Source organism: Candidatus Hakubella thermalkaliphila (assembly GCF_013281975.1).
Taxonomy (GTDB): Bacteria; Actinomycetota; Humimicrobiia; order Hakubellales; family Hakubellaceae; genus Hakubella; species Hakubella thermalkaliphila.
This window is the reverse complement of the sequence record NZ_BLRZ01000383.1, coordinates 1-768: the sequence shown is the minus strand read 5'-3', so window position 1 is coordinate 768 and position 768 is coordinate 1. Positions and strand designations below refer to the sequence as shown.

The window sequence follows — 768 nt, the reverse complement described above, 5'->3', positions numbered from 1 at the left end:
CCTTTCCCAGGGCTTTACCTTTGGCTTTACGAACACTTCCCAGGTTTTAACCTGTTTCGCGAGGCAAGTAAGTTTTTTCTGATAATCGCTCTCTCGTATTCTGTTTTGATTGGCTACACGGTCCAGGTAATTTCCGACTGGTTTAGGAAACGAGAGAAGGTTCTGGCGTCCTATGTTCTAATCGTGGCGGCCTCCTTTCTCTTTCTCTGGAATGTTAAGCCTCTACTCACCCAAGAAATAGGGACGCTCTTTGTCTCTAGAGAAATTCCTTCCGACTATCTTGTTTTGAAAAACTTTATTCATTCTCAAGAGGATTACTTCAGAACCCTGTGGATTCCTGCAACCCACCGATTTGGTTTTTACAGCTCCAGCCATCCGGCGATAAACATGGTTAATCTGACACGAGGGGGTTGGCAGGAATTTGTCCCCTTTGAGGGAGCTAGGGATAACTGGCCCGACAAGGCCAAGATTATTGATCTTCTCGGTCAACCCTATTCACACTTTGTCCTTAACACAGCATCAATCAAGTACGTAATTGTTCCGAGCGATCCGGGAAACGAAATCTACAAGCACTATGGGCCGAAGCGCGATTTCATCTCCTTCCTCGACCAGATTCCCTTCTTGCAGAGAGAACAGATTGGCGCTAAGGAAGTCGTTGTCTACAGAAATCCGGGCTTTATACCTCCCATTTATGTTGCTGAACAAATTATCCGCGTCAAAGACCAACAGGAATTATCCGCCATTTTTGAACACATGAGTGAGGGCACC

General features: G+C 46.0%; 1 protein-coding gene. It reads left to right on the top strand.

Features of this window, described 5'->3' with window-relative positions:
- The coding region (locus HW443_RS12295) for a hypothetical protein (protein WP_176238345.1) at positions 1-768 on the top strand (768 nt) is incomplete at both ends.